This is a genomic window from Paraburkholderia sp. DHOC27 (genome assembly GCF_003429005.1).
Lineage (GTDB): Bacteria > Pseudomonadota > Gammaproteobacteria > Burkholderiales > Burkholderiaceae > Paraburkholderia.
Window position 1 is genome coordinate 52,558 of sequence record NZ_QVQV01000004.1, and the last position, 23,090, is coordinate 75,647.

Here is a 23,090-nt window from a genome sequence, read left to right on the forward strand (position 1 = left end):
CTTACTTGGGGAAGTCCGTCGATGCCGACAACGCCTTCCACGTTTCCGTTTCCTGCGTCACGAACGCATTCTTCGCGGCAATCGCGGCCAGCGTATCGGTGCCGAGCGGCAGACGCAGCGGCGGCGTCGGCGCGTCGACCAGCTTGAGCATCGCGGCCGCCAGCTTGACCGGATCGCCGGGCTGGTTGTGGTTCATCTGCGCAGCGCGGCGCCGCACCGCGCCCGAAGTCGCATCGTAGTCGTCGATCACGTCAGCGGCGACCAGCATCGACGACGCATCCAGGAAGTCCGTGCGGAAATAGCCTGGCTCGACCACCGTCGCGTGGATGCCAAGCGGGCTCAATTCTGTGTGCAAAGCCTCGGTGATGCCTTCCACCGCGAACTTCGTCGATGAATACACGCCGAACCCCGCTGAACCCCGATAACCGCCAATCGACGAAATGTTGATGACGTGGCCCGAGCGGCTCGCGCGCATGGTCGGCAGCACCGCCCGGGTCACGTTCAGCAGGCCGAACACGTTGGTGTCGTACATGCGGCGGATGTCCTTGTCGGCGGATTCTTCCACCGCGCCAAGCAGGCCGAAGCCCGCGTTGTTCACCAGCACGTCGATGCGTCCGAAGGTGTCGAGCGCCTGCTGCACGGCCACTTTGGCCTGCGCTTCATCGGTCACGTCCAGCGCCACCGGCAGCAACGCGTCCGAGTCGCCAAGCCGCTCGACGATAGCCTTGACGTTGCGTCCTGCCGCGACGACGGCGTTGCCGTCCGCGAGCGCCGCCTCCGCGATCAATGCGCCAATCCCGCGCGACGCACCGGTGATGAACCATACACGCCTGAAATCGCCGTTCCGGATGTTTGCCATGATGTTTCTCCTCAGTGGATGGGGTCTGCCGCTCGAAGTGATGCCATCGTAGGCTTGACGATTGACCCGAACTAGCCACTAATTGCTAGACTCATAATCAATGATTATTTGCGAATCCGGACGCCGACCATGAACGAAATCCGCGCGATCACCACCTTCGTCCGTGCCGCGGCGCTGGGGAGTCTGCGGCGCGCCGCGGTCGACCAGGGCATCTCGCCGCAGGCGGCGAGCCATGCGGTGATGCAACTGGAGAAGGAACTGGGCGTGCGACTGTTTCACCGCACCACGCGCAAGCTGAGCCTGACCGAAGAAGGTCAGCGGCTCTTCGAGAGTGTGAAGCCAGCGCTCGGCATGCTGTCGTCGGCACTCGACGAAGCGCGGCGTTCGAAAGAGGACGTGGGCGGCCTGCTGCGCATCAGCGCGCCGCGCTCACTCGGCATGCCGTTGCTGTGGCCGTCTTTCGAGGCGTTTCAGCAGCTTCATCCGAACATACAACTCGACGTGCAGCTCGACGACCACTTCACCGATCTCGTCACCGAACGCGCCGACGTCGGATTCCGTGCCGGACCGCCGCCGTCGGGCGGCTCGATTGCGCGCCGGCTTTTGCCCATTCAACTGATCGTCTGCGCCTCGCCGCAGTACATCGAGCGCAATGGCGCGCCGCGCACGCTCGACGAGCTGACGCAGCATCGCTGCACCGGCTACCGGCGCGTGAATACCGGCAAGCTCGCGCAGTGGCAATTCCGCCTTGGTGACGAAGTCGTGTATCGGGACATACCCGCCGTGGTCTGCGCCAACGACACGGAGATGGAAACCCAGGCCGTGCTGGCGGGTTTAGGCATCGGGCAACTCGCTACCTTCAACTGCACGGCCCACATCCGCGCGGGCCGGCTCGTGCCGTTGCTGACCCAGCACATCGCCGATTACGGCACGATCCACATCTACTACGGGCATCGCACCGAGCAGCCGCTACGCGTGAAGACGTTCATCGACTTCATGATCGGGCGCCTCGCCAACAACCGCGAGTTCTTTCTCGACGCCGCGGAACTGCGCGCCGCGCGCATGCCGCAGCGCACGGCGCGGTGAATCACGGCGAAGCCGTTCGAGCCTTCGAATCGCGTTAGACAGGTTCCCGCCGCGTTCTTGCCGAAACCTCGGCGGGTTCTTGTCGGAAGCTTCGGTCAGGCCTTCGGCACCAGATCGAACTCGAGGCGAATCCCGCCCGGCTCGTACACCATCATGTGCCGCTTCGGGCCTTTGCCCAGCAGTTCCGGCGCGAACTCCATCTTCACGCCCGGCCAGCTGGAGACCTTTTCGAACAGCGTGTCGAAGGCGTTTTCATCGGCGGCGCGAATGGCCAGATGATGCAGCCCGACGTTGGTCTTTCTGTCGAAGTTCACCGCGACACTGGTATTGACCAGTTGCCACAAGGTCAGCGTGACGTGGCCGTCCGAGACGAAAATCGCCGGGTAATCCGGCTTTTCGCCGACCTTCTTCCAGCCGAGGCAGTCGATGAAAAACGCGCTGGTGAGGGCAAGATCTTTCACGGTGAGACCAATGTGGTCGACGCCCATCGTGAGTGAAGCTGAGCTCATGCCGAGACTCCTTTTAAGGTTTCAGATAGCGGACGCAGGCGTCCTGATTCACGCTCGAACTTACAGATGTGCACTGGCGAGTTTGGCCGCGAGGCCGACGAACACGATACTGGCGAAGCGGTTCAGCGCGCGCTGGGTGCGCTCCGAACGCAACAACACCTTGCCGCCGGTACCCGAAAAGTACGCGATGAGGCTGAACACGATCAGGCTCGCGACGATGAACACCAGGCCTAGTGTAGTGATCTGCAGCGCAACGTGCCCGCGATCTGCAATGACGAACTGCGGCAGGAACGCGAGAAAGAAGATCACCACCTTGGGATTGCTCAGATTCATGATGACGCCGCGGCGGTACAGATGCCCCGTCTCGATGCGCTCGACGCCCTCCGCCTTGATGCCGACCGGCGCGCGCCAGGCCTGCCATGCGAGGTACACCAGATACACGGCGCCCACGCTCTTGAGCACTGTGAAGGCGAGTTTCGATGCCACCAGCAGCGCGCCGAGGCCCACCGCGACCACGAACGTATGCACCAGCAGCCCTGTGCAAAGGCCCAGCACAATCACCATGCCGGCGCGCGGGCCGCGCATGGCCGACTGCAACAGCACGAACACGTTGTCCGGGCCCGGCGCGAGTCCAAGCACGAGTGACACGCCGAAGAACGGCAACAGGGTCGAGACCGGTAGCATGCGAAACACTCCTTTTTTCAGGCACTACTCGCGACGCGACCTGTTCGGTAGATCGCGCCTTGCGTAACTGCATGGCCGCAGATGCCGACGCTCATCGCGACTGACGAGCCGGACCGTTGCGTGGCCGCGTGATGTGGCTGCATGATGTGGCTGCGGGGCATAGCCGAATACGTCTGCTCGATTCGAGCTTAACCGCGCGGCCCTGACTGACGAATCCTCGAACCGCTCAAAAACATGCTCGGGCGACTCAACCCTTGCATGTGCAGCAGGGCATGGGCGGGGGTCAGGCAGGCGACGATGCCGGCGCCATCCTGCACCGGCGCCGAACGCGAACCGCGCCGAGCCAGGCCGAACCGCGCCGGCGCATCATTTTGCGCCAACAGTCCCAATACGGCGAGCTTTCAAACACGGCTCTTCGCGCAAGCTATCGACGGTCATCGCCGCATCGCATCATCGTGTTTATCCCTACACGGACGATCCGCAGGTAAACCCGATAACGCAGGAGCCTTGCTTGCGAAAGAGCATCCATGTGCTATAAAAAAATGCTGGTTAGCAGGTCTACCGGTCGCCCGTCCGCAGAAACGGGCGCAATCTAACAAGCGAGCGCGACCACCCATGAGTCTGTTGGAGCTCAGAGACGTTTCCAAGCATTTCGGCGCCATTCGCGCCCTGACCGACGTGACGTTGACTCTGGAGCCTGGCCAGGTGGTCGGACTCATGGGCGACAACGGTGCTGGAAAATCGACGCTGGTGAAAGTCATCGCCGGCAATTTTCCGCCCTCACACGGGGACATTCTCATCGACGGCAAGCCGGTCCATTTCGGCAGACCGGTCGACGCCCGCGCCCAGGGCATCGAGGTGGTCTACCAGGACCTCGCGCTGTGCGACAACCTCACGGCGGCGGCCAATGTGTTCCTTGGTCGCGAGCCGCGCATCGGCGTCTGGCCCATCCGCATTCTCGATCACGCCGCCATGTACCGGCGCGCCGGCGAACTGTTCAAGGAACTCAAATCGGAGACGCGTCCGCTCGATCTGGTCCGCCAGATGTCAGGCGGTCAGCGCCAGGCGGTGGCGATCGCCCGCACGCGCCTTTCCGAAGCGCGCCTCGTCATCATGGACGAACCCACTGCCGCGATCAGCGTGCGCCAGGTGGCCGAGGTGCTCGACCTCATCAAGCGTCTTTCCGAACATGGCATTGCCGTCATATTGATCAGCCACCGCATGCCCGACGTGTTCACCGTTGCCGACCGCGTGGTCGTGATGCGGCGTGGACGCAAGGTGGCGGACAAGAAGACCGAAGCATCCTCTCCGGAAGAAGTGACCGGCCTCATCACCGGAGCCATTGCCACTGCCTGAACCCGACTCGCAAGGGAGTCCCGAATTGAACGATCCGCAGGAAGGGCCCACGCCCATGTCGGCGCTGCTTGATAACCCGCAAGCCGCGCGCACCCACACCCGCTGGTCGGGTCTGCTCGCAAGCCAGGTGTTCTGGGTGGTGGCCGCCACGATCGTTGCCTGTGTCGTGCTCTCGTTCGTCACCTCCACCTTCGCGACGCCGCAGAACCTCTTCAACGTCACGCGTAATTTTGCGTTCGTCGCCATCGTCGCGCTCGGCATGATGGCCGTGATCGTGACGGGCGGCATCGATATTTCGGTGGGCTCGACAATCGGCCTGTCCGGCATCGTGCTCTCCGTCGTGATGAACGCCGGCTATCCGATCTGGGCCGGCATCGGCATGGGGCTGTTGACCGCCGGCATCGTCGGTCTGGTGAACGGCCTGCTGATCGCGTATCTCGACATGCAGCCGTTCGTCGTCACGCTCGGCATGCTGAGCGTGGGCCGCAGCCTCGCGCTGGTGTTCTCGGGCAGCCGGACCATCTTCGATTTCGGTCCCGACGGCAGCAAGCTGCTCGCGCTGGGCGGCGGCAAGACGCTCGGGCTTGCCAATCCCGTGTGGTTCCTGCTGGTGCTCGCCGTGCTGTTCTGGTTCGCCTTCGCATTGACGCGCTGGGGCCGCTACGTGTTCGCGGTGGGCGGCAACCGGCATGCGGCAAATCTCACCGGCGTACCGGTGCGCCGCATCGTCTGCTCGGTCTACGTGCTGGCCGGCCTGATGGCGGGCGTCGCCGCGATCCTCGAAGTCGGCTGGCTCGGCGCGGTGACCACAGGCCTCGGCACCGGCGACGAATTGCGCGTGATCGCCGCCACGGTGATTGGCGGCACCAACCTGATGGGCGGCGTGGGCAGCGCGTTCGGTACCGTGGTGGGCGCGGCGCTCATCGAAGTGATCCGCAACAGCCTGATCCTGCTCGGCGTGGATTCGTTCTGGCAAGGGACGGTGGTGGGCGCCTTCATTATCGTTGCCGTGCTGTTCAACCGGCTCGGCGGTGAGCGGTCGACGGATTGAGTGGGTGAAAGACGGAAGTCAAACGGGAGTCGACCGGAGCAGGGAGCGGGTGGTTCGGCGGGTGAGAAAGCTGGTGGTTGGCCGGGTGGATAGCGCGTGACTCACCGCGTGACGCAGCGAGTGACATAGCAGGTGAATAGCGGGTAGTTCAGCGGGTGTTCGGCGTATGCAAGTGCGGACGATTCAGCGTGCAAAGGAGCGGCTGGACAGCAGGCAGACGGGCAATCGCAACAACAGGCTTCAGGCGCACCGGCCATCTCGTGGACGGTGCGCGCGAAGGCGGCCGGAACGGCGCGGAACGGCCGGACGCAAGGCTTCACGAGCAGGCGCGAGGTTCCGCAGGAAGGCACAGGGCTGGGGCCCGACGGGCTTCACTTGGGGTTATCACGACAATCGTGCGAGCAGACAGGGCACCGCGTGGCCGGCGCCGCACCTTGCACGGACCGCATCTGGCGCTCCCGCGCTCACTGCGGTCGACACAGGAGGCGACAATGAAGAAAATGTGGATGTGTCTTGCTGCAGCCGGAGGGCTCGCCGTTTTCGGCTCTTCCGCCTTCGCAGCCGATAAGACCCTGGCGCTGGTCGTGAAGGGGCTCGACAACCCCTACTTCGACCTGATGCATCAGGGCTGCGATCGGGCCAACAAGGAGCTCAACAAGCAGGGCTACACCTGCTACTACACCGGCCCTGCCACAGCGGCGGACGAAAGCGCCGAAGTGCAGATCATCGACGACCTGTTGACCAAGGGCGTGGCCGGCATTGCGGTCTCGCCGGCCAACGCGCCGGCCGTGGCGGAAGAACTGCGCCGCCGCAACGTCCAGATTCCGGTCATCACCGCAGACGCCGACCTGCTGCCAAAGGACGCGTCGCTGCGCAAGAGCTATGTGGGCACGGACAACTACGAACTGGGCGTCAAGCTCGGTGAGCAGCTGAAGTCGCTCATGCCGAAGGGCGGCAATATCTGCCTCGTGATGGGCAATCCGGCAGCCGAGAACATCAACCAGCGCGCCGCCGGAACCCGCGATACGCTCGCCGGCAAGAAGGGCACCGAGAAGCTCAATGGTGAAAACGGCTGGAAGGAAATCAGCGCGTGTCCGCTGTACGTGAACGACGACGCGGCCAAAGCGAATCAGATGATGCAGGACACGCTGACCGCCAACGCCACCGGGCTCGATGCCTTCGTGCTCGAAGGCGGCTGGCCGCTGTTCGCGCCGCAGGCGTATTCGCAGGTGGTCGCGCCGATCATGGACAAGATCAACAGCGGCAAGTTCGTGATCGTGTCAGCCGATACGCTCGGACCCGAGCTGCAGGCGCTGAAGGATCACAAAGTGAACGTACTGGTCGGCCAGCGTCCGGAGGAAATGGGCTATCAGGCCGCGATGGTGATGCGCGATCTGGCGGAAGGCAAGACGGTGAAGCCGGTCATCCATACCGGCCTCGACACCTGCACCTGGAAGAACGCCGATACCTGTCTGAAGCATTGACGGACAGCGGCGTGCGTTGAGCGGTTGGCGGCGGGAGCGGCGGCAGGGTCTTGACCCCGCTGGCTCTCGCCGCGCTACGTCGCGGCTGCGATGGCGTTTGCGTTGCGCTCGTGCGGCGCCATTCACACGTTCAAGCCGCCACGCGTCGGCGATCGAACCAGAACGACAGCCCCACACTCGCCAGGATGACCACGGTTGCGATCACCGTGGCGTGCGTCACGGGCTCGCCCAGTAGCAGCGAACCGAGCGCCACCGCCACCACCGGATTGACGTACATGCAACTGCTGGCGATGATCGGACTGGTGTGCCGGATCAGATAGCCATAAGCGACATAAGCCGCCATCGTGCCCACGAACACCAGGTAGATGAACGCCAGCAGCGGCGCAAAGTGCAGGTCCAGCATGCGCTCGCCAGAGGCCAGTGCGACCAGCGTCGACATGGCGCCGCCCAGGCCGATCTGCAGCGCGGTGGAAAGAAACAGGTCGGATGGCAAAGCCAGACGCCCGGCCAGATGGGCGCCGCCGGCCCAGAACAGCGCGCCGCACAGAATGGCCAGACTGCCGCCCGCCGATCCCGCCGCGTCGCTGCCATGACTCAGGATGGCGATGCCGATGAGGCCGAGGCCCACGGCGAACCACTCCCCTCGCCCGATCTTGCGCCCGGCCACGGCGGCGATGACCGTCGCGAACAGCGGCACGGTGGCGACCATCACGGCCGCCGTCCCGGTGCCCACCGTACGCATGCCGTAGGCCAGCATGCCGCTCGACAGCCCCACCAGCATCGTGCCGACCAGGCCCGCGTTGCGGATTTCCGTCATGCTGGGCCGCACCGGATCGCGCCGGATCGCGAAGACGAACAAACCGATCCCCGCGAACAGGTTGCGCATGCCCGACATCAGCAGCGGCGGAAAGCTGCCGAGCGCGACGTGCACGGCGAGGTAGGTCGAGCCCCAGACCAGGTAGACCACGGCCAGCGCGAGCGCAATGCGGCCGTTGCGGGATTGGGGCAAACGCAGCGGAAGACGCGACGGAAGACGCAGCGACAGGCGGGAGAGGAACGGCAGCGCCATCGACTCAGCCCGCCCGGTCCGGTCGCGGCGTTGCCCGGCAGATGACCGGAAGGCCGGAGGGCGGACACCGCGTCACGGACGCGGTCAGGAGGGTAAGGCTGGAAGACATGGCGGTAGAACAGGCAGAAGAACGGGAACGGCAAATTCGGGCGGTGTGCAACGCAGCATTATGCAGGAACAGTGCGGGGCTTCTATGAAAGAATCGTAAATTCTGTGGTCAAAAACCACAGTCGACGCAGCGCGTGCCGCGGGTACGGCGAAGCCGTGTGTACGCGCGATCGCCTGGACGAAACAAGTCCGGCATTTTCCAGTAACGCACAACTTGAACGAACTTGTCGTGGAGTCCTGAATGGATGACTGCGCTTGACTCTCGCGCTTGTGTCCCCCGCTTGCATCCCCCGCTTGCCTCCCCCGCTCCACTTCTCGATTCGTCGCCACCTGATCTCGTGCCATCGTCAGAACTGAAGCGAAAAATTGCCCGGGCGTGAGCGTGCTAACATGGACTGTGCGCTTCGTTGCGCCTGTCGTCGCATCTCATCGTTCCCTCCTTCTCACTGCTTTCCAGGTCATCCTCCGACACGCCATGCATCACGCTCTGTCCCGTACACCGAATCGTCCGCGCCTGCATGGCGCGGCGGCGTGTACACGCGCGTGGGCATCGTGCAAACGGATCGGCCAGCACGCTGGCCACTATCCGCACCCGCTTTCCGCCGCCCGGCGTCCGCACTGAACGAACCTCCATGCCGGGGCCGCGTCAGGCGGGCTCCGGGCCGATCTCATCCGCACGCTGTTCCTGTCATGCAGATCGAAATGGAGAACCGTCATGAAGAAGACCAAAACCTGTTACCTCACCGAACTCGACGTCGCCCGTCTGGAAAAACACGTCGCCATGCGCGGCACCGATGCACGCTTCCAGGACATGCTGGACGATCTGTTGCTGCGCGCGGTGATCGTGGATGCGCATGACATCCCGGCAGACGTCGTGACGATGAATTCGCGCGCCACGCTTGCCGATGAAGCCAGCGGCGAACACGTGACGTGGACCGTCGTGTATCCGCCGAATGCGGATTTCGCCAGCGGCCGCCTCAACGTATTTTCGCCGGCGGGTCTCGCGCTGCTCGGCGCGAAACGCGGCGAGAAGATTCGGTTCGTGCCGCCGAGCGGCGCGCAGCAGACCCTGAAAATCGAGCAGATCCTGTTTCAACCGGAAGCCGCCGACGACTTCACGTTATAAAAATCCGCGCGCTGCAACGCTTCGCATCTAGCACAGCATGAGCGACACATAAGCGACGCATAAGCGCCATCACGCAGCTTACATGCTGCGTCGCAACATCCCGCACAGGCCTTTTCGGGACATGCGTTCCCGGCCGTAAGCCGACCCATAAACCGGCAGCGTCGTTTTTAAGACCGGTTGCAAAGCAGCGCGCGGGCGGTGTATTGTGTGCGCTGCTAACGCGGGGGTCCTGCGTCGCACAGGGGTTGGAGGTCTGTGCTGCGTGGGTGAGAAATACCCTTTGAACCTGATCTGGATAATGCCAGCGCAGGGAAGCGTACGGAATTCACCACAGCAGCACCATCGCCACATCCTCCGGCGAATTCCGACAACTTCCATCTCGTCTCCTGCTTAGCCGCCCCACATCAGGAGAAATGCATGAACGCCAATCCGAAGTTTATTTCCGCGGACGCTCACGTCGATGCTGCCGCCGTCGCCCCTCTGCCGAATTCCCGCAAGATCTACGTGACGGGCTCACGCCCGGACATTCGCGTGCCGATGCGCGAGATCACCCAGTCGGATACGCCGGACAGTTTCGGCGGCGAAAAGAATCCGCCCGTGTTTGTCTACGATACGTCGGGGCCCTACTCCGATCCTGATGCGCACATCGATATTCGCGCGGGTCTGCCGGCGCTGCGTCAACGCTGGATCGAAGAGCGCGGCGACACGGAAGCGTTGAGCGGTCTGACGAGCGAATACGGCCGCGAACGCGCCGCCGACGCAGCGACCGCGGACCTGCGTTTTCAGGGCCTACACCGCACGCCGCGCCGCGCGAAAGCGGGCGCCAACGTTTCGCAGATGCACTACGCTAAGCGCGGCATTATCACGCCGGAGATGGAATACATCGCGATCCGCGAGAACCAGCAGCGCGCTGCGTACCTGGAGTCGCTCAAGACGAGCGGCCCGAATGGCGAAAAGCTCGCCGCGATGATGGGCCGCCAGCATCCGGGGCAGGCGTTCGGCGCAAGTGCGTTCGGTCCGAATGGCCTGACGGCGATCACGGCTGAATTCGTGCGCGAAGAAGTGGCGCGCGGCCGCGCGATCATCCCGAACAACATCAATCACCCGGAAAGCGAGCCGATGATCATCGGGCGTAACTTCCTCGTGAAGGTGAACGCGAATATCGGCAACTCGGCGGTGACGTCGTCGATTGGCGAGGAAGTCGACAAGATGACGTGGGCGATCCGCTGGGGCGGCGACACGGTGATGGATCTCTCGACCGGCAAGCACATCCACGAAACGCGCGAGTGGATCATCCGCAATTCGCCGGTGCCGATCGGCACGGTGCCGATTTACCAGGCGCTGGAAAAGGTGAACGGCAAGGCCGAGGACCTGACGTGGGAAATCTTCCGCGATACGCTGATCGAGCAGGCCGAACAAGGCGTGGATTACTTCACGATTCACGCGGGCGTGCGTTTGCAATACGTGCCGCTGACGGCAAAGCGTATGACGGGCATCGTCTCGCGCGGCGGCTCGATCATGGCGAAGTGGTGCCTCGCGCATCACAAGGAAAGCTTTCTGTACGAGCACTTCGAGGACATCTGCGAAATCATGAAGGCCTACGACGTGGCGTTTTCGCTCGGCGATGGCCTGCGTCCGGGCTCGATCTACGACGCGAACGACGAAGCACAACTCGGCGAACTGAAGACGCTTGGCGAGTTGACGCAGATTGCGTGGAAGCACGACGTGCAGACGATGATCGAAGGACCGGGTCACGTGCCGATGCAACTGATCAAGGAAAACATGGACCTGCAACTGGAGTGGTGCGACGAAGCGCCGTTCTACACGCTGGGACCGTTGACCACGGATATTGCGCCGGGCTACGACCACATCACTTCGGGGATTGGGGCGGCGATGATCGGCTGGTTCGGCACGGCGATGCTGTGCTATGTGACGCCGAAGGAACACTTAGGTTTGCCGAACAAGGACGACGTGAAGACAGGGATCATCACGTACAAGCTGGCCGCGCATGCCGCCGATCTGGCGAAAGGGCACCCGGGGGCGCAGGTGCGGGACAATGCGTTGTCGAAGGCACGCTTTGAATTCCGTTGGGAGGATCAGTTCAATCTTGGGCTGGATCCGGACAAGGCGCGTGAGTTCCATGATGAGACGTTGCCGAAGGATTCGGCGAAGGTTGCGCATTTTTGCTCGATGTGCGGGCCGCATTTCTGCTCGATGAAGATTACCCAGGATGTGAGGGAGTTTGCTGCGCAGCAGGGAGTGTCGGATGACGAGGCGCTGAAGAAGGGGATGGAGGTGAAGTCGATTGAGTTTATGAAGAAGGGGGCGGAGATTTATCAACGGCAATAAAGGTTTTTTGCGGCGTGGCGCTGTGGGGGTTTTTTGCCTGCGGCGCTCGTTGGTGATTTGGCCTTTTCTTGCATTGTTTTTTGGCCTTTCCTTGATTTGTTATTGGTCTATTTGTGTTGCCCCTGTGCGGGGCAGCACCTACTTTTCTTTGCCGCCGCAAAGAAAAGTAGGCAAAAGAAAGCGGGCTCACACCGCCAGCCAGTAGGTGTCCACCTCGCCACGTTCGCGGCATTGGTCCGAGACGAGATCAGCCCTCGCATTTCCTCCCTTTGTGACCAAGCCGTCATCCGCTCCAGCGTTGCGCTTCGCGCCCCGCCGTTGGGCATAACCACTTGCCGCGCCGGGGTCTGCACGGCGCCTGCAACACGCAGAAGTCTCTGAACCCTCGCGCCACTTCGTTCGGATTACGAATTATATTGGTGAGAATACACGAGACGGACCTTAGCGCCTCCGCTTTCCAATGCAAGCCGGTCCGCGACGCACGCAGTGCGGAGTGGGATGGATGATTGCCTTGTCACGAACGGGGAAGGTGCGAGAGCACGTCTCGTCTCGGACCAACGCCGCGGGAGCGGCGAGGGAGACACCTACAAGCTGGCGGTGTGAGCCGCTTTCTTTTGCCTACTTTTCTTTGCGGCAGGCAAAGAAAAGTAGGTGCCGCCCCGCACAGGGGCAACGCAAATAGACCAATAAGAAATCAAGGAAAGGCCAAAAAGAATGCAAGGAAAGGCCAAAGAGAAAGCAAGGAAAGGCCAAAAACAAAAGAAGAAAAAGCCAAAAACCAAAACAACCCCAGCGCGCCGCAGGCAAAAAAAATCAAGAAATACACGGTAACCACTTTGCAACCTGCAACCCACCACTCCAGCGTAAGCTAAGCAGATCATCGAGGAGCCTGCCATGAGTCCCCTTTCGGCCATCACCCGCTTTGCCAGCGCCGCTGCCGCGCTCGCCCTGTCTGGCTGTTACTACCCCTACGGATACTACCCCTACGGCGCCGGCGGCTATTACGCTACCGTGCCGACGGCATCCGCCCAGTCCGCGGTGCCCGTTACAGCAAGCGGCGAGCCCGCTCCCGCTCTCGATCAGCACAACCCCATCCCCGCGCCACCTCCGCCGTCGGTCACGACGTCAGGCTCGTACACGGTGCCGTCCATGAACGCTCAGGTCGCTGCGCCCTCGGCCTCATATTCCACGCAGCAAGTCTATGTGCCCGCGCCCGCGCCGGCCTACCCCGCGTACTATCCGTACGCCTACCCGCCCTACTATGGATACGGCTATGGCGGCTACCCTGCCTACTGGGGCCCATCGGTGTCCATCGGCTTCGGTGGATACTGGGGCGGTGGCTGCTGCTGGGGTGGCGGCTGGCACGGCGGCGGTGGATGGCACGGTGGCGGCGGTGGACACTGGCATTGATCGGCCCCGCGACGCGTCGCATCGGCGCAGTCGCGGCGCGTAACTGAAATCACCCCGCGCGTACCATCCTGGTCTATCCCCAAGTTGCGATAACGTGAATCTCTTCTGAAGCTCAGGCCGCCTGGACGAGGCGCCTGCATCAGCCGCACGTCTTCGCGCTGGCAGCTTGAAGCGGCTCAGATCCGCCCGAATCACCTGCCTCGTTTCCAGCTTGCCGCGCGCGCGTCCTCATGCGCACCCGTAGCTCCTGGCCCGCTCCCCGCCGCATCCAGCTCTCCCACCTGACCGCGACGCCATACCGGCGTCACCTTGTTGTCATCTCCCGGCTACCTGCACGCCATCGCGCTGTCTCCCATACGCCAGCGGAGCGCCGAACAGGCTCTCCGCAGCCTCTCGCCCGTAGTTTCCCCGTCTTGACTGCGCCAGCGCGCGTCCTATGCTGGGAGCTGCCGCATACATTACCTGTTTAATTAGCGAGCCCGCGCTGTTGGACCAGCAGCGCTGCCGCCATCCGTCCTGCTACGCCCGACGCGTCGTCTGCCTCGCAGTCTGCGCGCCGATTCGAACAACAATGAAGGAGACGTGATGTTTCACCAACTGTTGACCCCCATCGGCAATTCGCTCTTGCCATCCTTCCTCGTCGCCGCGCTGCCCATCCTCACGGTGCTGGTGCTGCTCGGCCTGGCGCGGCGCCCTGCATGGCAGGCCAGTCTCGCCGGGCTCGTGGTGGGGTTGCTCGTGGCCATCTTCGGCTGGCAGTTTCCGGCCGGGCTCGCCATCAATTCGGTGATCGCGGGCGCGGTGTTCGCCTGCTGGCCGATCATGTGGATCGTCGTCACCGCGATCCTGCTTTACAACATCGCACAGCGTTCGGGCCGCTTCGCCGCCTTTCGCATGTGGATGATCGACAATCTGCCGAACGACCGGCGCATCGTGCTGGTGGTGATCGGCTTCTCGTTCGGCGCGCTGCTCGAAGGCATCTCGGGCTTCGGCACGCCGGTCGCCATCACCAGTTCGCTGCTCATCATGCTCGGCTTTCCGACGCTCGAAGCGCTCACCTTCACGCTCATCTTCGATACCGCGCCGGTCGCCTTCGGCGCGCTCGGTGTGCCGATCACCGTGCTGGCCGCGGTCACCCATCTGCCGGCGGACAGTCTCGCCAAGATGGTCGGCCGTCAACTGCCGTTCTTCGCTTTCCTGCTGCCTTTCTACGTAATCGCCGTGTACGCGGGCTTTCGCAACATGCTGCGCATCTGGCCGGTGCTGCTGGTGGCGGGCGGCAGCTTCGCCATTACGCAGTTCGTCGCCTCGAACTACGTGAACTACAGCCTCACCGACGTGCTCTCCTCGCTCGTTTCGCTGATCGTCACGGTGTCGTTCCTGAAGATCTGGAAGCCCGCTGCCGATCCGCGCTTCGCGGTCAACGTGGATCGCGTCAACGAGGTCCGCGGCAAGATTGGCGGCGCGCAGGGCTGGTACCCGTGGATCATCGTCTCGGTGGTCGTGATCGTCTGGACCATCGCCAAGGTGTTCACGATCGGCGACGTCAAGGTGCCGTGGCCGGGTCTCGACAAGGCTGTCTACATCACGCTGTACAAAACGCCGTACGGCGCCATCTGGGACTTCCAGCCGCTTGCCACCGGCACGGCGATTCTGGTCGCGGCGATCATCACCGCGTTTCTGGTGCGCATTTCGCTGCGCGAATTTGGTTGCGCGATCATCGATACCTGGGTGCAGACGCGCATCGCCATCTTGACGGTGGCGACCATCGTCGGGCTCGCGTATCTGATGAACTATTCGGGGCTCACCTACACGCTCGGCCTGGGGGTTGCGTCGGTGGGCGCGTTTTTCCCGCTCGTGTCGGCGTTCCTCGGCTGGATCGCGGTGTTCCTGTCCGGCAGCGATACCTCGGGTAACGCGCTGTTCGGCAACCTGCAGGTGGTGGCCGCCAATCAGCTCAACCTGAACCCGGTGCTGATGGCCGCGACCAATTCGTCCGGCGGCGTGATGGGCAAGATGATTTCACCGCAGAACATCTCGACCGGCGTCGCGACCACCGAACTCAAGGGCAAGGAAGGCGTGGTGTTCGCCAAGACCTTCAAGCACTCGTTGATCCTGACGGTCGTGCTCGGCATCCTCGTGTGGCTGCAGCAGAACTATCTGCAGGGCATGATTCCGCATTGAGTGCGTATGCCTGATTGACGAGAAGGGCGCGCCGCTGGCGCGCCCTTCTCGTTTTACGGCCCGGTTTCCTTTTCAGCGTGTCAGCACGTTACTTTTTCTCACATCGCCGTGAGAATTGCTCGTTTTACGCCACCGCGCGCTACGTCTACGCTGTAGGGCATTCAGACGGGCCGGCAAGGTGACCTTGCTGTTTCATTCCAGCCTGAACCATTTCGCGAAGCTGCGCTGCTACCATCCTTGCACGTCCCGACTCAACCGCGCGGGACGCGCCTTCCATGACTTCCAGAAATCTCATCCAACTCGTGATTCTCGCCGCCCTGTGGGGCGCGTCGTTCCTGTTCATTCGCATCGGTGTCGCCGAGTTTGGCGTCGCGCCGCTGATGGCACTGCGGGTCGGCATCGGCGCACTGTTTCTCGTCATCGTGCTGCTCGCGCGGCGTCCGCTGCGCCAGTCGGCGACGATCCTGCGCACGCGAGCCCTGCCGCTGCTGATGGTGGGCATCCTCAACTCGGCGGCGCCGTTCTGCCTGCTCGCGTACGCCGAGTTGACGCTGCCGGCGGGCGTCTCGTCCGTAATCAATGCGACCGCGCCGCTGTGGGGTGCGCTGGTCGCCTTCCTGTGGCTGAAGGATCGCTTGACGGCGCTGCGTACGCTTGGGCTCGTGGTGGGTTTCATTGGCGTGTTGCTGCTGGTCTGGGACCAGATCGCGGCACCCACCGCCAGCGGCGCAACGGTCATGGGCACGACGCTCGCCGCGGGGGCCGCTCTCGGCATGACGCTGCTGTATGGTATCGCCGCCAACTATACGAAGCGCTATCTCACCGGCGTCGACGCGCTCACGGTCGCAGCCGGCAGCATGATCGGCGCGACCATCGTCCTCTTGCCGCTTGCCGTGATCTACTGGCCGTCGACGACCGTGTCACTGCATGCATGGAGCGCCGTGCTCGCGCTCGGCATCATTTGTACGGGCGTGGCCTACATGCTGTATTTCCATCTGATCGCGGTTGCCGGTCCTGCGCGCGCCATCACCGTGACGTTCATCCTGCCGATCTTCGGTATTTTGTGGGGCGCGCTGTTTCTCCACGAATCCGTGTCCGCCGGTATGCTCGAAGGCTGCGCGGTGATCCTGATCGGCACGGCGCTCGCCACGGGGGTGATCAAGCGGCTGCCGTGGATGGGGACGCGCAAGCATTCGCACGCGGATACCTGAATGCCGGCGCGGCTCGACCGCCGCCATGACAGCGCGTCGCCATCAATGACCTGCAGTGAGCTGAACTGGCTTCAGAAAAAAAATAGCCCGCGCTCCGATGGGGAGCGCGGGCGAAACCGTCGCCCTACGAGGATAGGCGACGGGGCCACCGGGGCCGCGCGAAACGCGCAGGCCGAGTTAGGTCACGCCGGTTGTTCGACCGGCGCCATTGCTGACTGATGTGAGTCGGATACAGCGGCGCTCGCCGTTACCTCTGGCGGTTGCCACTTGCGGCTGCCTGCTGCGGTCTGACTACTCTTCGCAGCAATGCCTGCATCCGTCCCCTTGATTACTTATAAGCAGCTTGCGTGCCAAGCTATGACAATCGACACGCCGCTCGCTAAATCATTGATTCGTCGATATTTTATTTTTCAATCTGATGCGCGGCGGCGTGTTTCGCTGCTCGTTACGCCGTAACGTCACGTTACGCGGCCTTGCGCGGGAGGGTGACATCGCCCTCACCGAACCCGCCATTTCACACGCGGTTCGGCGCGCGTGACACGCGACGAGTCGTGCACGGAAAGCGCTGCGCCGCAGAGAATTGCGAGCACGACGAGGCTCGCGGCCCACATCCAGTAGGGAATGACGTCGAACATGGCCGGTCTCCAATCGTGTGGTTGATTCGACCGGTCAAGCAAACTCCGTGCGCGCATGCGCGAAAGCTGGCGGTGGGCCGGCAAAGGCCGTCGCCACGCGGCGCGCGCATAAAAAAACGCGCCTGAGAGCGACTCAGGCGCGTTTTTTCTACAGCTTTCTTTACAGCGGCAGCAACCCGATCAGCGCAATTGATCGACCACCAGCCCCATGATTTCCTTGGCCGGACGCGAGGTGTCGATATTGCCCTTGTCGTCGACCACGGCCACGCGCGTCTGATCCGGCGTAACCGCGCGTACGTTCAGCAGATACGGCTTCGCGACCTTCTCGGTCTTGCCGTGGAACACCTGGCTCCAGAAACCCTGCTCGGCGGAGCTCATGTCTTTCGGATCCACGTAGCTGACGGTGTACAGCCCGCGCGTACGGTCGCGGCTCGCCACCGTGAAGTTGCTGCGATCCAGCGCGATGCCCACCCGCACCCACGCGCGATCATATGGCTCGCTGAGCGTGAGTTCGTTGGCCGTGAACTGGCCCGAGGTGTTCTGGACGTCGGTCTGATCCGGCGTCGGCGATTGAACGGACATCGCGACGTTTTCGGCGGCCGTCTTGGCTGCGGCGGTGTTGGCACCGGCAGTAGCGGCAGCCGGCGCGGCCTGCGCACCAGCCGGCGACAGCGGCGCACCCGAGGTATCGCCCGCGGTACGCGTATCCGACGCTGCCAGCGAGGCCATCAGGCGCTTCAGGTATTCGGTTTCGAGGCCCGGGTCATTAGGCTTCGGTTTCCACGTGGTAGTGTCGTTGTTGGCGCCGGACAGGGCTTCCTGCATGCCCTTCTGGCTGATGAACACGTACGTGCCGCCATTCGGCGCTGCTTCGAGGCGGGTGCGGTACTTGTTGCGCTCCGATGCCACGTACGAGTTGCCCATTGCCTTGGACAGCGTGTCGCGGATCAGGCCGTCGTTGATCGAGGCGTGCGTCTCGTTCCAGTCGGTCTCCATCACGCCCTTGTCGCGCTGGTCGACCACCAGCAGGAAACCCTGCTCCTGCCAGAAACGGCGGATCTGTGCCCAGGCCTGATCGGGCGTCTTGTTGTCGATGACGAGCCAGCTCTCCGAGCCGTCACGCTGGATATGCATGCCATTCACGGGCGGCAGCACGCTCAGATCGGTAGTGGGCGCCTTCGCCTGCACTTGCTGGAGCGTGGACAACGAGGTTGCGCCGCTTTGAGGCGGTAGCGAACGCTGATCGGACGTCTCATCGATCAGGTTTGGCGGGACTGCCAGTGACACTTGCTTCGATTTCGAATCGCTCTTGTAGTCAATCTGGGTCGGCGACGAGGTACCACAGCCGGCGACCAGCCCGCCCGCCATCAGCAATGCAGCATACCGCTTGGTAAGACGAAGATCAGTCATGTTCGGGGAATCCTTCCGCTACGCCACGGCAAGTTTCCGTGGATCAACCCGTCATTTTACCGATCCCGGACGCGCCTGTGCAAAAAGCCGGTTTACGGCCCATTCGGACGGGCGGAAGTTGCATGAAAAAGAGATGCCGCGGCGGCGCGCTGTGCAAGCGCCGTCCGGGGAGTTTGAAGGCAGCTCCGGCCACGCCGTTTTGATATGCCAAAAATGTTTTTCCGAGGACCGTTGAAGACCCGTATTTAACAATTGGCAACCTTCTTGGGGGCCTCGCCCCGCGCCGCGAACCGGCAACTATCTCATTGTTTTTCCAGGCCGTTTTTGCGTTTGATCAGAACCTTGCTGGGTCTTTGCAGGCCTCGCTCCGGCGACTTGCCCGGCAGCCCGGACAAACCCCGGTGATATCTTGAAATGGTCGTCTTAAAAAAATAACCAGCCATTCCGAGGTACGCATCATGATCAATCGTCATCGCAGTCAGCGCGTCGCACTTTGGACCGCGCTCGCGAGTGCGTCAGGCACCGCGCTACTGGTCGCACTTCCCGCGGCCTCCGCCTACGCGGAACTCGGCGGCACGATGCCGGGCAGCCCGGCAAGCGCTGCCCCCGGCACGTCCGCGGGCAACCCCGTGCCGTTATTGAACGGCGCCGTGCTGAAACGGACCAGCCTCGACGCGGGCGGCACCACCGTCAACGAATACGCGTCGAACAGCGGCCAGATTTTCGCCTATACGTGGCAGGGGCCCACCATGCCGGATCTGCCAGCGCTGCTCGGCGCCTACGCACCCTCATGGCGGGCCGGCGCGATCGCGGCCAACGACGCCGTCGGCTTGGGCGGCGCCGGTCTGCACGAATCGCGTGTGACCCGCTCCGACGTGGTCGTCGAAGCGGGCGGCCAGATGCGCAGCTACGTGGGACGGGCGTGGCTGCCCGCCGCCCTGCCGCCAGGCGTCACCCCCGACGCGTTGCAGTAAGGAGGCCGCCATGTCAATTCACATCTCGCGGCTGGGTTTGATGGCTGGCCTGCTCTGCGTTGCGCTCTCGGGCTGCGGCGGAGGCGGCGGCGGAGGCGGAAGTAGCGCCGGCAGCAGCGCTGCCGCGCCGGCAAGCGCCGCGTCGGGCGCATCCGGTACATCTACCGCATCCGGTACATCTACCGCATCCGGTTCGTCCATTCCGCAGGCAGCTTCCGCCCCTGCGGCCAACAACGTCTCGACGGTCCCGCAGTCGACCACGCCCAACACGCAGCCCATCCAGGTGGCGAGCGCCCCCGGCCTGACGCGCAATATGCTGACGACGAGCGTCACGGTTTGCGCCGCCGGTACATCCAACTGCGCGACCATCGACAACGTCCAGGTCGACACCGGCTCGCAAGGCTTGCGCATTCTCGCCTCGGCCCTACCGTCCAGCCTGCAGCTCGCAGCACTGCCCTCGGGCAGCGGCACGACCGGCGAGTGCGCGGTGTTCGGCGGCGGCTATACATGGGGTGCCGTACGCATCGCCGATATCAAGATGGCCGGCCAGGTGGCCGCCGCCTTGCCGATTCAGGTCATCGCCGATCCGGCTACGCCAGACGTGCCCGCGGACTGCACCGGCACGGGCCTCGCCATGCAGACCAGCACTGCGCTGCGCAGCAACGGCATTCTCGGCGTCGGGCTGTTTGCGGCGGATTGCGGCAGCGGCTGCACCACCTCGGCCCTGCCGCGCTGGTACTACGGTTGCAACGCAAGCGGCGCATGTGCGTCGACCGTGCAACCGCTCGCCCAGCAGGTCACGAACCCGGTGAGCGCGTTCCCACTGGATAACAACGGCATCGTCATTGATCTGCCCTCGGTGCCTGACGCGGGCGCGCCGACGATCACCGGGTCGATGATCTTCGGCATCGGCACACAAGCCGATAACGTGCTGGGCGCCGCCACCGTGCTGCGCGCCAATCCGCAAAGTGGGTACGTCAGTACCACGAGCAACGGCCAGATCTATTCGTTCAGTTATCTGGACAGCGGGTCGAACGCGCTGTTCATCGCCAATGCCGGCATGCCGGAATGCGGTCTCTGGTATTGCCCGGCGGCGATCCAGGCCGCCAATGCGACGATCGCCGGCGCGGACGGCACGGATGTCGCGGTGGCGTTTTCGGTGGGCAATGCGACGTCGTTGTTCGACTCGTCGAACAACGCGTTCGATAATCTCGCCGGCATTGCCAGCAACAGCTTCGGCTGGGGACTACCGTTCTTCTATGGACGGCGCGTCTATACCGCCATCGAAGCGCGCCTCACCTCGGCGGGGAACGGGCCGTATTACGCGTTTTGAGGGGGCGAGGCAGACACCGCTTGTCACGCGGCGCTTCCCAACTCCCTACGAACAGACCTCACTACCCCACGCATCACTTCATACTTTCCGCTTCGACTGCGGAAAAATCCGAAATCCAGCCGGTGCGCGAATTTGATACAGCGCACCGGCGATAATCCGATTCTGGACTGACGGTATCCCAATATTGTTAGTCATGCCTATCTTCAAGAATCGGAATCATGGCCTTCACCTTTTCGCTCGATGAGTTCGAGCAACTCGTCTACCGGCAAGAGCATCACGTTGCGTCCTACAGGCTCATCGGCGCGCTCGCACTGCTCTCCCACAACTACGGCGAACTGGATGAGAATTTTCTGGCTTCGGACCTCGGCGCGTTGCCGCCCGCGCAGCGCCGCGAACGGTATTGCGCACGTCTGACCAGCGCGATCGCCACACTCTTTTCGCAACCCGGTTTCACGCCGGATGACGCCTGCTACCGTGTGCTGCTGACGCTGCATCAATGGATGGGTGTGCTGTTCGCGGCCAGCGCCACCGGCAACGCCGATCACGTGATCCGGAATCTGAACCCGCGCGGCAGTGCCGACACGCAATTCTTGCCCGGCGATCGTTTCATTGAAAAACTCACTCTGCTTTACTCCACTGAATCGGAACTGGAGGTCAATCTCGCCGCGTTGTGGGCGCATGACAAGACCGCGGCGGCGCGTCTGGCTCTGGTGATGCTCGCGCCGACTTTCCAGGGCTCGGCCGACGCTCACGGCAAACGTGAAGCGCTGCTGCAATGGCTGCCCGGCAAGCTGCGCCAGATCGACGATCTGGACGACCTGCCCAGCGCCGTGCTGCATCACGCGTACATGTTCTGCAGCTACGCGGACACGCCGCAGCGCCACGCCATCAAGCAGGACATCAATCTGCTGGTGCGGCGCAAGCTGGCCCAATTGGGGCGGCGTGATCTGGTGGATGGGCCGCTGCCGGAAGGCACGCCGGGTGCGTTGACGCCGGCCGTGACGCAGCCGCTGACCAAGGGAACCGTGCTAGCGCAGGCATCTCCTGCCAGCCGTCAGTCAACTGGCCGCAAGCCTCTGATGATGGTCGTGCTGGAATGGTTCGGCGGCACACATTCCATCTACCGCACTCACTCCCGCACCATCGAAGCCGCACGCGAACACTTCGAAGTCGTTGGCTTCGGCTTCAATTCCGCGATCGACGATGCTGGTCGGGCGATTTTCGACCGCTTCATCGAGCTCGAACAGCCCGACTATGTCGGCGAGTCCCTGAAGACCCTGCGCGACTTCGCCGAGGCCGAACGGCCCGACGTGCTGTATATGCCAAGCGTCGGCATGTTCGTGCAGACCATCTTCCTGTCGAATCTGCGGCTCGCACCCTTGCAGATTGCGGCGCTGGGCCACCCAGCGACCACTCACTCCGACAAGATCGACTACCTCAGCGTCGAGGAAGACTACGTCGGCGATCCGGCATGCTTCAGCGAACGCCTGCTGCGGCTACCCAAGGATGGCCAGCCCTACCGCGCATCACGTGCGTTGCCCGAGATCACGCATCGCAAACTGGAGCAGCGTGAGGTAATCAAGATCATCGTCACGGCGAGCGCGATGAAGGTCAACCCGGCATTTCTCGATGCGTGCCGGGCAATTCAGGAACGCGCCGACGTGCCGGTGCAATTTGCGTTTATGGCGGGGATGATATTGGGCCTGCCGCTTCAGCATATGCGCGATGTCATCAAGCGCGCGGTGCCGGGCGCGGAGGTACATGGCCTGCTCGAGTACGCCGACTATCTGGCGCACGTCGACGACGCGGACCTGTTTCTCAGTCCGTTTCCGTTCGGCAATACGAACGGCATCGTCGATGCCTTTACGCTCGGCTTGCCGGGTGTGTGCAAGAGCGGCCCGGAGGTGTTCGAGCATATCGACGGCGCGCTGTTCGCTCGCGCCGGCATGCCCTCGTGGACCGTAGCGGAGACCGTCGAAGATTACATCGCAGCGGCCTTGCGCATGATTGCCCAGCGCAAGGAACGCGAGTCGCTGCGCCGGCAGTTGATCGAAACGAAGGCTGTCGAACGGTTCTTCGAAGGACGACCGGAAGCGTTCGGCGAGCGGGTGCTCGAACTGGTTCACGCGCATCGAACGGATCGGACCACCCAAGGCGCCGAACACATCGCGTGAGCGCAGACCGTTCACGCTAACGCGGACCAGACCCAGATGCTTCCCATCCGCGGAAAAGCACAATATTCATATCGTTAG

19 protein-coding genes and 1 riboswitch are annotated in these 23,090 nt (G+C 63.1%); of the genes, 13 read left to right on the top strand and 6 right to left on the bottom strand.

Annotated features, from left to right (window positions below):
* Nucleotide 1 precedes the first annotated feature (1 nt).
* Nucleotides 2-859, bottom strand: coding sequence for an oxidoreductase (locus D0B32_RS15800; RefSeq protein WP_117334936.1), 858 nt, complete (start codon nt 857-859; stop codon nt 2-4).
* 129 nt (nt 860-988) lie between these two features.
* On the opposite strand from D0B32_RS15800, the gene D0B32_RS15805 reads away from it, so the two are divergent.
* Nucleotides 989-1,945, top strand: a complete 957-nt coding sequence (locus tag D0B32_RS15805) for a LysR family transcriptional regulator (protein WP_117334937.1) — start codon at nt 989-991, stop codon at nt 1,943-1,945.
* Between the two features lie 95 nt (nt 1,946-2,040).
* On the opposite strand, the gene D0B32_RS15810 is transcribed toward D0B32_RS15805, so the two are convergent.
* Together D0B32_RS15810 and D0B32_RS15815 are read right to left on the bottom strand one after the other, a co-directional pair.
* A complete protein-coding gene (locus D0B32_RS15810; protein ID WP_117334938.1) occupies nt 2,041-2,454 on the bottom strand; it encodes a VOC family protein in 414 nt (137 codons plus the stop codon).
* Nucleotides 2,455-2,514: 60 nt separating this feature from the next.
* On the bottom strand, nt 2,515-3,138 hold the full coding sequence (locus tag D0B32_RS15815) for a LysE family translocator (RefSeq protein ID WP_117334939.1): 624 nt from the start codon (nt 3,136-3,138) through the stop codon (nt 2,515-2,517).
* Nucleotides 3,139-3,753: 615 nt separating this feature from the next.
* On the opposite strand from D0B32_RS15815, the gene D0B32_RS15820 reads away from it, so the two are divergent.
* From D0B32_RS15820 to D0B32_RS15830, 3 genes are all read left to right on the top strand, one after another.
* Nucleotides 3,754-4,494 (top strand): ATP-binding cassette domain-containing protein, encoded by a 741-nt coding sequence (locus D0B32_RS15820; RefSeq protein ID WP_117334940.1) that lies wholly within the window; start codon nt 3,754-3,756, stop codon nt 4,492-4,494.
* 25 nt (nt 4,495-4,519) lie between these two features.
* Nucleotides 4,520-5,545, top strand: a complete 1,026-nt coding sequence (locus D0B32_RS15825) for an ABC transporter permease (protein ID WP_259295023.1) — start codon at nt 4,520-4,522, stop codon at nt 5,543-5,545.
* Nucleotides 5,546-6,036: 491 nt separating this feature from the next.
* Nucleotides 6,037-7,029 carry a sugar-binding protein gene (locus D0B32_RS15830; protein WP_117334941.1) on the top strand — a complete coding sequence of 331 codons (993 nt, stop codon included), beginning with the start codon at nt 6,037-6,039 and terminating at the stop codon, nt 7,027-7,029.
* A gap of 130 nt (nt 7,030-7,159) precedes the next feature.
* Here D0B32_RS15830 and D0B32_RS15835 read toward each other — a convergent pair whose 3' ends face one another.
* On the bottom strand, nt 7,160-8,098 hold the full coding sequence (locus D0B32_RS15835; protein ID WP_117334942.1) for an EamA family transporter: 939 nt from the start codon (nt 8,096-8,098) through the stop codon (nt 7,160-7,162).
* Nucleotides 8,099-8,921: 823 nt separating this feature from the next.
* Here D0B32_RS15835 and D0B32_RS15840 point away from each other — a divergent pair.
* The 6 genes from D0B32_RS15840 to D0B32_RS15860 all read left to right on the top strand — a co-directional run bounded on the left by D0B32_RS15840 (nt 8,922) and on the right by D0B32_RS15860 (nt 16,486).
* Nucleotides 8,922-9,332, top strand: coding sequence for a GreA/GreB family elongation factor (locus D0B32_RS15840; protein ID WP_117334943.1), 411 nt, complete (start codon nt 8,922-8,924; stop codon nt 9,330-9,332).
* Between the two features lie 212 nt (nt 9,333-9,544).
* Nucleotides 9,545-9,663, top strand: a riboswitch (TPP riboswitch).
* Between the two features lie 86 nt (nt 9,664-9,749).
* Nucleotides 9,750-11,681: a phosphomethylpyrimidine synthase ThiC gene (gene thiC, locus D0B32_RS15845; protein ID WP_117334944.1), complete on the top strand. Its 1,932-nt coding sequence runs from the start codon at nt 9,750-9,752 to the stop codon at nt 11,679-11,681.
* Between the two features lie 599 nt (nt 11,682-12,280).
* Entirely contained in the window at nt 12,281-12,553 is a 273-nt protein-coding gene (locus tag D0B32_RS32290; RefSeq protein WP_147329533.1) for a hypothetical protein, read from the top strand.
* Between the two features lie 22 nt (nt 12,554-12,575).
* Nucleotides 12,576-13,091, top strand: a complete 516-nt coding sequence (locus D0B32_RS15850; protein ID WP_117334945.1) for a hypothetical protein — start codon at nt 12,576-12,578, stop codon at nt 13,089-13,091.
* A 585-nt stretch (nt 13,092-13,676) separates the two neighbouring features.
* Entirely contained in the window at nt 13,677-15,275 is a 1,599-nt protein-coding gene (locus tag D0B32_RS15855) for an L-lactate permease (RefSeq protein WP_117334946.1), read from the top strand.
* A 275-nt stretch (nt 15,276-15,550) separates the two neighbouring features.
* Nucleotides 15,551-16,486 (top strand): DMT family transporter, encoded by a 936-nt coding sequence (locus D0B32_RS15860; RefSeq protein WP_117334947.1) that lies wholly within the window; start codon nt 15,551-15,553, stop codon nt 16,484-16,486.
* 497 nt (nt 16,487-16,983) lie between these two features.
* Here D0B32_RS15860 and D0B32_RS32565 read toward each other — a convergent pair whose 3' ends face one another.
* A complete protein-coding gene (locus D0B32_RS32565) occupies nt 16,984-17,121 on the bottom strand; it encodes a hypothetical protein (protein ID WP_181969824.1) in 138 nt (45 codons plus the stop codon).
* A 180-nt stretch (nt 17,122-17,301) separates the two neighbouring features.
* Complete coding sequence (bamC, locus tag D0B32_RS15865; RefSeq protein WP_117334948.1) at nt 17,302-18,531, bottom strand: outer membrane protein assembly factor BamC; 1,230 nt, start codon at nt 18,529-18,531, stop codon at nt 17,302-17,304.
* Nucleotides 18,532-18,989: 458 nt separating this feature from the next.
* Between bamC and D0B32_RS15870 the strand changes: the two genes are divergently transcribed.
* From D0B32_RS15870 to D0B32_RS15880, 3 genes are all read left to right on the top strand, one after another.
* On the top strand, nt 18,990-19,505 hold the full coding sequence (locus tag D0B32_RS15870) for a DUF2844 domain-containing protein (RefSeq protein ID WP_117334949.1): 516 nt from the start codon (nt 18,990-18,992) through the stop codon (nt 19,503-19,505).
* Between the two features lie 10 nt (nt 19,506-19,515).
* Complete coding sequence (locus D0B32_RS15875) at nt 19,516-20,838, top strand: DUF3443 domain-containing protein (protein ID WP_117334950.1); 1,323 nt, start codon at nt 19,516-19,518, stop codon at nt 20,836-20,838.
* 218 nt (nt 20,839-21,056) lie between these two features.
* Entirely contained in the window at nt 21,057-23,012 is a 1,956-nt protein-coding gene (locus tag D0B32_RS15880; protein WP_404935556.1) for a glycosyl transferase family 1, read from the top strand.
* Nucleotides 23,013-23,090 lie beyond the last annotated feature (78 nt).

Bases quoted from the DNA above. Each gene is read 5' to 3' on its own strand.
- D0B32_RS15800 (WP_117334936.1), bottom strand. From the start codon at position 859: ATGGCAAACATCCGGAACGGCGATTTCAGGCGTGTATGGTTCATCACC.
- D0B32_RS15805 (WP_117334937.1), top strand. From the start codon at position 989: ATGAACGAAATCCGCGCGATCACCACCTTCGTCCGTGCCGCGGCGCTG.
- D0B32_RS15810 (WP_117334938.1), bottom strand. From the start codon at position 2,454: ATGAGCTCAGCTTCACTCACGATGGGCGTCGACCACATTGGTCTCACC.
- D0B32_RS15815 (WP_117334939.1), bottom strand. From the start codon at position 3,138: ATGCTACCGGTCTCGACCCTGTTGCCGTTCTTCGGCGTGTCACTCGTG.
- D0B32_RS15820 (WP_117334940.1), top strand. From the start codon at position 3,754: ATGAGTCTGTTGGAGCTCAGAGACGTTTCCAAGCATTTCGGCGCCATT.
- D0B32_RS15830 (WP_117334941.1), top strand. From the start codon at position 6,037: ATGAAGAAAATGTGGATGTGTCTTGCTGCAGCCGGAGGGCTCGCCGTT.
- D0B32_RS15835 (WP_117334942.1), bottom strand. From the start codon at position 8,098: ATGGCGCTGCCGTTCCTCTCCCGCCTGTCGCTGCGTCTTCCGTCGCGT.
- D0B32_RS15840 (WP_117334943.1), top strand. From the start codon at position 8,922: ATGAAGAAGACCAAAACCTGTTACCTCACCGAACTCGACGTCGCCCGT.
- thiC (WP_117334944.1), top strand. From the start codon at position 9,750: ATGAACGCCAATCCGAAGTTTATTTCCGCGGACGCTCACGTCGATGCT.
- D0B32_RS15850 (WP_117334945.1), top strand. From the start codon at position 12,576: ATGAGTCCCCTTTCGGCCATCACCCGCTTTGCCAGCGCCGCTGCCGCG.
- D0B32_RS15855 (WP_117334946.1), top strand. From the start codon at position 13,677: ATGTTTCACCAACTGTTGACCCCCATCGGCAATTCGCTCTTGCCATCC.
- D0B32_RS15860 (WP_117334947.1), top strand. From the start codon at position 15,551: ATGACTTCCAGAAATCTCATCCAACTCGTGATTCTCGCCGCCCTGTGG.
- D0B32_RS32565 (WP_181969824.1), bottom strand. From the start codon at position 17,121: ATGTTCGACGTCATTCCCTACTGGATGTGGGCCGCGAGCCTCGTCGTG.
- bamC (WP_117334948.1), bottom strand. From the start codon at position 18,531: ATGACTGATCTTCGTCTTACCAAGCGGTATGCTGCATTGCTGATGGCG.
- D0B32_RS15870 (WP_117334949.1), top strand. From the start codon at position 18,990: ATGATCAATCGTCATCGCAGTCAGCGCGTCGCACTTTGGACCGCGCTC.
- D0B32_RS15875 (WP_117334950.1), top strand. From the start codon at position 19,516: ATGTCAATTCACATCTCGCGGCTGGGTTTGATGGCTGGCCTGCTCTGC.
- D0B32_RS15880 (WP_404935556.1), top strand. From the start codon at position 21,057: ATGGCCTTCACCTTTTCGCTCGATGAGTTCGAGCAACTCGTCTACCGG.